The organism is Cellulosimicrobium cellulans, assembly GCF_001722485.1.
Taxonomy (GTDB): Bacteria; Actinomycetota; Actinomycetes; order Actinomycetales; family Cellulomonadaceae; genus Cellulosimicrobium; species Cellulosimicrobium cellulans_A.
On the sequence record NZ_LWGL01000145.1, the window covers coordinates 1 to 8,065 of the forward strand.

The 8,065-nt window shown below is 75.1% G+C and carries 7 protein-coding genes, 1 pseudogene and 1 riboswitch; of the genes and pseudogenes, 3 read left to right on the forward strand and 5 right to left on the reverse strand.

Features of this window, described 5'->3' with window-relative positions; all coding sequences use genetic code 11:
• Nucleotides 1–139: 139 nt before the first annotated feature.
• From JZ5iCDA_RS13680 to JZ5iCDA_RS13695, 4 genes are all read right to left on the reverse strand, one after another.
• Nucleotides 140–1,006: an alpha/beta fold hydrolase gene (locus JZ5iCDA_RS13680; protein WP_069387673.1), complete on the reverse strand. Its 867-nt coding sequence runs from the start codon at nt 1,004–1,006 to the stop codon at nt 140–142.
• 127 nt (nt 1,007–1,133) lie between these two features.
• Nucleotides 1,134–2,270 carry a COG1470 family protein gene (locus tag JZ5iCDA_RS13685; protein ID WP_069387674.1) on the reverse strand — a complete coding sequence of 379 codons (1,137 nt, stop codon included), beginning with the start codon at nt 2,268–2,270 and terminating at the stop codon, nt 1,134–1,136.
• A gap of 107 nt (nt 2,271–2,377) precedes the next feature.
• Nucleotides 2,378–4,273 (reverse strand): alkaline phosphatase, encoded by a 1,896-nt coding sequence (locus tag JZ5iCDA_RS13690; RefSeq protein WP_069387675.1) that lies wholly within the window; start codon nt 4,271–4,273, stop codon nt 2,378–2,380.
• A gap of 144 nt (nt 4,274–4,417) precedes the next feature.
• Nucleotides 4,418–5,626, reverse strand: a complete 1,209-nt coding sequence (locus tag JZ5iCDA_RS13695) for a cobalamin-independent methionine synthase II family protein (RefSeq protein WP_069387676.1) — start codon at nt 5,624–5,626, stop codon at nt 4,418–4,420.
• Nucleotides 5,627–5,736: 110 nt separating this feature from the next.
• Nucleotides 5,737–5,851: riboswitch (SAM riboswitch) on the reverse strand.
• Nucleotides 5,852–6,046: 195 nt separating this feature from the next.
• Between JZ5iCDA_RS13695 and JZ5iCDA_RS13700 the strand changes: the two genes are divergently transcribed.
• Together JZ5iCDA_RS13700 and JZ5iCDA_RS13705 are read left to right on the forward strand one after the other, a co-directional pair.
• On the forward strand, nt 6,047–6,739 hold the full coding sequence (locus JZ5iCDA_RS13700; protein ID WP_069387677.1) for a histidine phosphatase family protein: 693 nt from the start codon (nt 6,047–6,049) through the stop codon (nt 6,737–6,739).
• A gap of 73 nt (nt 6,740–6,812) precedes the next feature.
• Entirely contained in the window at nt 6,813–7,409 is a 597-nt protein-coding gene (locus JZ5iCDA_RS13705; RefSeq protein ID WP_069387678.1) for a hypothetical protein, read from the forward strand.
• 37 nt (nt 7,410–7,446) lie between these two features.
• On the opposite strand, the gene JZ5iCDA_RS19755 is transcribed toward JZ5iCDA_RS13705, so the two are convergent.
• On the reverse strand, nt 7,447–7,848 hold the full coding sequence (locus JZ5iCDA_RS19755; protein ID WP_290438816.1) for a VOC family protein: 402 nt from the start codon (nt 7,846–7,848) through the stop codon (nt 7,447–7,449).
• Nucleotides 7,849–7,941: 93 nt separating this feature from the next.
• Here JZ5iCDA_RS19755 and JZ5iCDA_RS19760 point away from each other — a divergent pair.
• Nucleotides 7,942–8,065: pseudogene (locus JZ5iCDA_RS19760) on the forward strand (ATP F0F1 synthase subunit C); the annotation flags it as partial.

An 8,065-nucleotide genomic window follows, 5' to 3' on the forward strand; every position in this document is an offset into this window, starting at 1 on the left:
GGCGCGCGCGACGGCGTGCAGGACGTCGGCGCGCTCGGCCCCGCCGACGCGTTCGGCCTCGACGGGCTGCTCGACCTCGTGACGGGCGCGGGCGTCGTCGTGCGCTGAGGAGGCGCGGCGGGGCCGGACCGCCGACCGCTCAGCCGGCGAGCACCTCGCGCAGCCGTGCGGCGAAGGCCGCCGGGTCGTTGGCGGGCGACCACTCGCTGACCATGAAGCCGCCGTGGTCGCCGGGGAAGGTGACGGCGTCGACGCCGAGGAGCGCGGCGAGCGCCGCTCCGCCGCGCCAGGCCAGGGTGCCCTCGCCCGTCGCGCTGACGGCGGGCACGATCCGGGCGCTGGAGGACCGGAGGGCGTCGACGTCGGGCGCGTACAGGGGCTGGGCCTTGAGGTTGTGGGCGAGCAGGACGTCGTCGCGCGACCCGTCGTCCTCGGTGGGCATGCCGAACTGGGTCGGGTCTGGCGCCGGCCGGTCGAGGTAGTCGGCCGGGAGCGGCCCGACGTGGCTGACGAGCGCGATGAACTTCGCCATCGCGGGGCCGTACCCGGCGCGGTGGTACGTGTCGACGATGTCGAGCTCGACGGCGTCCGCGACCTCGCGGTCCTCGAGCAGCGCGGTGAGCGGCGGCTCGTGCGACACGAACGTCCCGATCTCGGTGGGGTGCTGCTCGATCCACGACAGCCCGACGATCCCGCCGCCGCTGGACCCGAACACGTCCACGGGCCCCAGCCCGAGCGTCTCGACGATCCGGTGGAGGTCGTCGGCGTGGCCGGGCATGGTCACCTCGCCGTCGGGCGCGAGGGTGCTGCGCTCGACGCCGCGCGGGTCGTACGTGATGACGGTGCGGTCGTCGAGGAGCCCGACGAGCTGCTCGAACCCCGACGCGCCCATGGGCGACCCCATGACGACGAGCGGCGGCAGGTCGCTCGCCGTCGCGGGCTCGTGCACGTCGTAGGTGAGGACGGCGCCCGGCACGTCCAGGGTGTAGGTCTTGCGCTCGGTCATGGTCGCCTCCGCGTGGTCGTCGTGCCGCCCCGTGCGGGCGGGTCGCGTACGAGGACCATGACGGCGGGGCCCGCCCGGACTCATCGGTGGCGGCGGGCGGCCCGGCGGGTCAGACGGGTCAGGCGGGTCAGGCGGGTGCCGCGTCCCGGGCGGCGGCGACGGCCGCGTCGATGCGGGCCTGCGTCCGCGCCTCGCGCCGGCGCCGCAGCTGCCGCACGCCGAGGACGCCACCGACGACGAGGGCGAGGATCGCGAGGTGCAGCCACGGCACGGCCCACAGCGCGTACGACGCCCCGGTCTGCACGAGGCGCGCGGAGACCTCGTCGTCGCCGACGACGAGCGGGGTCGCGGTCACGTCGCCCGTGAGCCGGCCCAGCGGCCAGGCGTCCACGACGACGACGCCGGCGGCCTCCTGGCGCGGCAGCACCTCGCGCTGCGCCGTGCCGGCACCCTCGTGCCCCGCCCAGCCGAACGGGCCGGACCCGGTGGCGGCGACGTCCGCCCCGAGGCGCACGTTGCCGGTGTTCTCGACGACGTAGTCGACGCGCAGCTCGCCCGGCGCGAACGGGTTCCAGGACGGCGTCCAGGTCGTGCGCACGTCCGTCACGGCGAGCGCGGGCTCGACGTCCCCGGCGACCCGCAGGTGCAGGCGGGCGCCGACGCGCGTCTCCATCTGCACGCCGGATGCGTCCTCGCGGGACAGGGACGCGACGATGCCCGCCGGGTGGTCGCCCGGCGTCGCCTCCGCGGGGACGCGCACGGCCACGGGCAGCGTCACGGTCGCCTGGGGCCCGACCTCGACCTGCCGGGGCTGGCCCGGCTCGCCGAGCGCACCGGTCGCGTCGCCGATGGCGATCCACGACCCGGCGTCGACGGCCTCGGTGCCGGCGGGCAGGAGGTCGAACAGGCCGTCGGCGGTGACGATCCCGTCGCTCGCGTACACGTCGAACGTCACGGCGCGGTCGCTGAAGTTGCGCAGCGCGACGTGGTCGGTGACCTCGCCGCCCGGGTCGACGACGTGGCGCAGGGACACGCGCCCGTCCGGCCCGTCGGCGGTGGCGGGCTCGATCGCCCACGTGGTGCGGGCCGCGGCGTCGTCACCGGCGGTCTCGGCGAGCGGGCTCCCGACGACCACGGGGGCCGTGGCGAGGGCCGCCGGTGACGTGGTGGCGGCGGACGCGGGGACGGCGGTGGCGAGCAGGCCGCCGACCAGGCCGGTGGCGACGGCCGCTCGGCGGAGGGCGGCGAGGTGCTGGGAGGTCATGCTCTCTCCTGAGGTGGTGCGCTGCGGCGCGCGCGGGCGCGACGGCCGGTGGCCGGCCGCCGCGCCTGCGCGCGGGGTCCCGGCGCGCGGTGCGCCGGGGGCGGTCGTCAGTCGACCGGGAAGAGGGACACCGTGAGGGAGCCCTCGTACTCGCCGGCCCGCGTGTCGACCGGGACCTCGAGCGCGAGGTCGGCCGTCAGCTCGGTCGTGCCGAGACGGCCCTCGGACGTCGCCGTGGCGAGCGTCGCGGGGGTGGCGAGACCCTCGCCGCCGGCGAGCGACGTCGCGACCGGCGCACCCGGGGTCACGCCGGGCTTGTCGGTGAGGACGCCGGGCGTCCAGCCGAGGCGGTCGGCGCGCAGGACGCTCTCGCCGGAGACGAGGTCGCCGGCCTGGCCGGCGACGGCCCATCCGCCCTGGCCGGCCTGCGCGTTGGAGCGCGAGTCCGACACGGAGACGGTCGGCAGCGTGCCGTTGAAGCGCAGGCGGTCGCCGACGTTCGCGCCGCCCTCGAGCGCGACGCCCTCACCGGCGTCCGCGACGGTCATGGTGAGGGAGCCCTGCTCCTCGCCGGCCTGCGGCACGGAGGCGCGCAGCGGGATGCCGTTCTCCGCCGGGCCGTCCTCGTGGCCCCACGACTCGAAGAGGACGCGCGCCAGGTCGATGTTGTCGAGGTACTGGCCGCGCACCGGGTCCTGGCCGGTCGCGTACGAGGCGAGCAGCTCCGAGCCGGCGCCCTTGGCGAAGACCGGGACGAGCTGGTTCGTGTGGTTGCCGGAGAACCACTCCTGGTTCGGGAGCTGGCCCTTGGCGCCGGTCAGCGGCGTCCACGTCGGGTCGGACTGCGAGCCGTCGAGGTAGCCGGTCTCGTGGTCGGCCGTCACGATGACGAGCGTCTCCTCCCAGCTGCTCTCCGTCTCGACCCAGTCGACGACCGTCTCGACGGCGTCGTTGAAGTCCAGCGTCTCCTCGATGTTGCGCGTGGTCTCGTTCGCGTGACCGGTCCAGTCGATCGCGCCGCCCTCGACCATGAGGAACAGGCCGTCCTCGTCCTGCTCGAGCACGTTGAGCGCGCCCTGCGTGAGGGTGGCGAGGCTCGCGACGTCGTTCCGCTCGACCTCGAACGGCAGCGTGCCCTCCGAGTCGCCGGGGCGCGCCTGCTGCAGCGTCGTCGCGACCTGCGCGAGGCCGAACAGCTTCTCCGGCACGTCCTCGCCCGCGGCGATCTGCTCGAAGCGCTCGCGCTCTTCGACGAACGTGAACGGCGTCTGGCCGTCGCGCAGCGACTCGAACGTCTGCTCGCTGACGTAGCTGTAGCTCGGCGTCTCGCGCGGCCGGGCGCCGTCGTCGTACATCGGGTGGCCGGCGCCGACGATGACGTCGAGCGGCCCCGCGACCATCTCGGCGGCGATCGCCTGGTAGTTGTTGCGGCTCACGTTGTGCGCGCCGTAGGCGGCGGGCGTGGCGTGGCTGACCTGCACGGACGACACGACACCCGTCGCCTTGTCGACCTCCGCGGCCCGCTCGGCGACGTTCTTCACCGGCTCGCCCTCGGGGTCCATCCCGAGCATGCCGTTGTTCGTCTTGACGCCCGTGGAGAGCGCGGTGCCGGCGGCGGCGGAGTCGGTCGCGCCCTCGGCGACCCAGCCGAAGTCCGCCCAGGCCTTGGCGGGGTCGTACTCGGCGCGGCCGTTGGCCGCGTGCGTCGACATGCCGACGTGGACGGGGAAGTGCTGGAACACCTGCGACGGCGTGCCGGGCAGGTGCTCGACCACGCCGGCCTGCGGGTCGACGCGCACCTGGTGGTTCGTGGTGCCGTGCTCGTAGAGGCTCGCGGCGTCGATGTGGTTGTAGCCCATCCCGTCACCGATGAGGACGATGACGTTCTTGGGGCCGGTCGGCTCGTCGGCCGCGGCGGGGACGGCAGGCACGATGGCGACGCCCGTGGCGAGCGCGCCGATGCCGGCGACGCGGAGCCACTGGAGCGGGACACGTGAGGTCATGGTCTCTTCCCTGTCGTGTTCTCGGCGGGCGGCCGCCCGCCGACGCCACGAGGGAAGTCGCCGGCCATGACCCGCGGGTGAATTGCGGGTGATTTCCGGCCGACCACTGGCCGACCATCTTCCGCGTCGTGCGCGGTCCGGGACTCAGCCCCAGAGGCGGCGCGTGGCGATCTCCGCGCCCTGCGCGAGCGACTCGAGCTTGGCCCACGCGATCTGCGGGTGGACGCGCCCGCCCAGGCCGCAGTCCGTGGAGGCGACGACGTTCTCGCGCCCCACGCGCGTGGCGAACCGCTCGATGCGCTCGGCGACGAGCTCGGGGTGCTCGACGACGTTCGTCGCGTGCGAGACCACGCCGGGCAGCAGGATCTTGCCCTCGGGCAGGGCGACGTCGTCCCACACGCGGTACTCGTGCTCGTGACGCACGTTCGCCGCCTCGAACGAGTACGCGGACGCGTGGATCTCGAGCATGAGGTCGACGACGTCCTTCATCGGCAGGTCGGTGGTGTGCGGGCCGTGCCACGAGCCCCAGCACAGGTGGTAGCGCACGCGATCCTCGGGGATCCCGCGCAGCGCGTGGTTGAGCGCCTCGACGTGCACGCGGGAGAACGCGAGGTAGTCCTCGACCGTCGGCTCGGGCGTGACCTGGTCCCAGGACTCGGCCAGGCCGGGGTCGTCGATCTGCAGCACCAGCCCGGCGTCGACGATCGCGAGGTACTCCTCGCGCAGCACCTCCGCCCACGCGTACGCGTACTCCTCGTGCGACGCGTAGTGCTCGTTGGCGATGCGCGTCGCCGAGCCGGGCGCGATCGAGGTGACGAACGCGTCCTGCACGCCCGCGGCGTCGGCGGCGGCGCGCAGGTTCGCGGCGTCCTGCGCGACGGCGGCCTGCCCGACGTACTTCAGGGGTCCGGTGACCTTGGGGAACGCGCCGGGGCCCTCGCCCGCGAAGATGCCCGACGTCGGGTCGGTGTACGCCTCGCGGAAGCGCGCCTGGTCGCGGCGGTTGCCGAACCCGGTGAGCCGGACGTCGCCCGGCGACGACTGCACGTCGGCCAGGACCCACGCGGCGTCCGTGTCGAGCTCCAGCCCGGCTGTGCGCTGGAACGAGTACGACCACCACGCGCCGTAGTCCACCGGCGACGACATCGACTTGCCGTACTCGCCGTCGCCCACGAGCGTGATGCCCGCGCGCTGCTGCCGCTCCACCACGTCGACGACGGCGTCGCGCAGCAGCGCGTCGAAGTCGCCCTTCTCGTCCCCGGCCTCGCGGGCGGCGTTCGCCGCGAGCAGCTCGGGCGTGCGCGGGAGCGACCCGGCGTGGGTGGTCTGGATGCGGTCGTCGCTGCGGAGCACGGTCCTGCCTCTCGTCACGTCGCCGCGCCCCTCCGGGCGCGCGCGGCCTCGATGGTCACACGCCGGCACGGCACAGGCCGCGTGCGCTCACCATCCGGGAGCAGACGTCGACCTCGCGCATCCCCTGGCCGTGGCCGGGGCCGGTCTTCCTCCTGGGGCACCGTGCGCGAGGGGCGCGGTTGCCGGACCGGCACGCGGAGGGCGTCTCGCCGGTCACTCGTGACCTGCGCGCCTGTCTACACGACGGCGCCGACACCGGGCAAACCGACGCGCCCACGAGCGTCGTCCCGGGGCCGCCGTCGTCCGGCGGACGCGTACCGGTCGCCCGCCGGCTGCCTGCCGGATGCCGTAGCGTCACCTGCCGGGCCTAGCGTCGAGCGCGGGCAACGACCGGGACCACCGGAAAGGGGCACACCGACGATGACCCTCACGATCACGCTCGTCCGCCACGGGCAGACCGTCCTCAACGCGCGCCGGCACCTGCAGGGCGCGTGCGACTCCCCGCTCACGCGCACCGGCCGCGCGGGCGTGCGCGTCACGGCGCAGCACCTCGCGCTCCACGACTTCGACGCCGTCTACTGCTCCCCGCAGGGCCGCGCCGTCCTCACGGCGATGGAGATCCTGCGCCACCACCCCGACCTGCCGCTGACGGTCGACCACGACCTGCGCGAGCTGTCGTTCGGCAGCTTCGAGCGTCGCCCGGAGCACGAGCTCGACGCCATCGAGTCCTGGACGGACCTCGTCCCCGCCGTGCTCGCGGGCACGCACCCCGGCGTGGGCGGCGGCGAGCCGGGCGCCGACTTCATGGCCCGGGTCCGGGCGGTGTTCGAGCGCATCGTCGCCGCGCACGCCGTCGCCGCCGGCCCGGGTGCGCAGGAGGACCAGGAGGTGCTCGTCGTCGGGCACGGTCTGACGCTCGGCGCGTACCTCGCGACGATCGACCCGTCACGGCTCGTCGCCCTGCCGAACGCGTCGGTGTCGACGGTCGAGGTCACCGACGGGCGGGCCACCATCCTCTCCGCGGGGATCGACGTCGCCGGGCACGGCTCGGTCGCGACCCGTCCGGCCGTCGTGCCGGAGGACGTCGGCCCCGTCGCCGTCGCACCGGCCTGATCCGGCCCGCACGTGCGGCGGGTGCGTCGCTACCCTCGGTGACCGGAGCACGCCCGGAGCCGGGAGGACGACGATGACCACCGCCACGCCCGACGGCACGTCGACGACGCCGCCGCACCGCACGCTGCTGGGCCGCCTCGACGCGGCGCTCACCGCACCCGACGCGACCGGTCCCGAGCGCGCGCTCGGCTACGGCTCCGCGCTCGTGGGGGCGGCGCTCGCGGTGCTGCTCGCGGTGCGTGCCGACCTGGACGCCTGGCAGGTCGCGCTGCTCGCGCTCGTCGGCTTCGACCTCTTCGGCGGGGTCGTGGTCAACGCGACCGTGTCCGGGTCGCGCCGCTTCCACGCGCCCGGCACGCCGCGCCGCGGCCTGGTCACGTTCACCGCCGTCCACGTCCACCCGCTGGTGGTCGCCGCGCTCGTGCCGGGACTGCCGTGGTCGACGGCGCTCGTCACCTACGCCGGGATCCTCGCCGTGGTCGTCGTGGTCGCGGTCCTCGTGCCCGACGCCGTCCGCGCGCCTGTCGCGTTCGCGGGCGCCGCCGTCCTCGTGGCGCTGCTCGTCACGGTGCTCGCGCCCGAGCCCTGGGTGGCCTGGGTCGGGCCGCTGCTCGTGCTCAAGCTCGTGCTGTCCCACGCCCTCCCGCACCCCGCGGACGCGAGCGCCTGACCCGGTCCCGCGCCTCGACTCAGTCCGGCGCCTCGACTCAGTCCGGCACCTCGACGTCCTGGGGGGCGAACTGCGAGAGCGTGAGCTCGGCGCCCTGCGGGTCGCGGACGACGGCCTCGCGCGTCCACGGCGTGTCGTCCGACGACAGCACGGTGCCGCCCGCGCGCTCGGCCCGTGCCGCGGCCTCGTCGCGCTCGGCGACGGCGAAGGTCACGGTGAACCGGGCCGGGCCGTCGTCGCGCTCCATGCCCGCGACGACGTCGGCGAAGCCCGGCGGTGCGAACGCCTGGCGCTCGTGGATGCCGGGGTCGACCGTGCGTGCGAGGTGGTCGCCGTACCCGGCGACGCGGACCATGCCTGCACCGAGGTCGGGGTCGACCTCCCACCCGAGGAGAGGGCCGTAGAAGTGCAGGGCGTGCTCGGGGTCGCGGGTGCGCAGGACGCTGAAGTTCCACGCGCCGGGCTCGTTGACGCGCTGCGCGCCGAGGCGGTCCCCCGTCTGCCAGAGGCGGAAGGTCGCGCCCTGGGGATCGTGGACGTCACCACCCTCGCCGAGGTCTCCGGCAACATCAACACGATCGGCTACGGCATCGCCGCGATCGGCCCCGGCATCGGTCTGGGCATCCTCATCGGCAAGACGGTCGAGGGCATGGCCC

Excerpts from the sequence above, each read along its gene's own strand:
- JZ5iCDA_RS13690 (WP_069387675.1), bottom strand. The coding sequence starts at position 4,273 with ATGACCTCACGTGTCCCGCTCCAGTGGCTCCGCGTCGCCGGCATCGGC.
- JZ5iCDA_RS13705 (WP_069387678.1), top strand. The coding sequence starts at position 6,813 with ATGACCACCGCCACGCCCGACGGCACGTCGACGACGCCGCCGCACCGC.
- JZ5iCDA_RS13685 (WP_069387674.1), bottom strand. The coding sequence starts at position 2,270 with ATGACCTCCCAGCACCTCGCCGCCCTCCGCCGAGCGGCCGTCGCCACC.
- JZ5iCDA_RS13680 (WP_069387673.1), bottom strand. The coding sequence starts at position 1,006 with ATGACCGAGCGCAAGACCTACACCCTGGACGTGCCGGGCGCCGTCCTC.
- JZ5iCDA_RS13700 (WP_069387677.1), top strand. The coding sequence starts at position 6,047 with ATGACCCTCACGATCACGCTCGTCCGCCACGGGCAGACCGTCCTCAAC.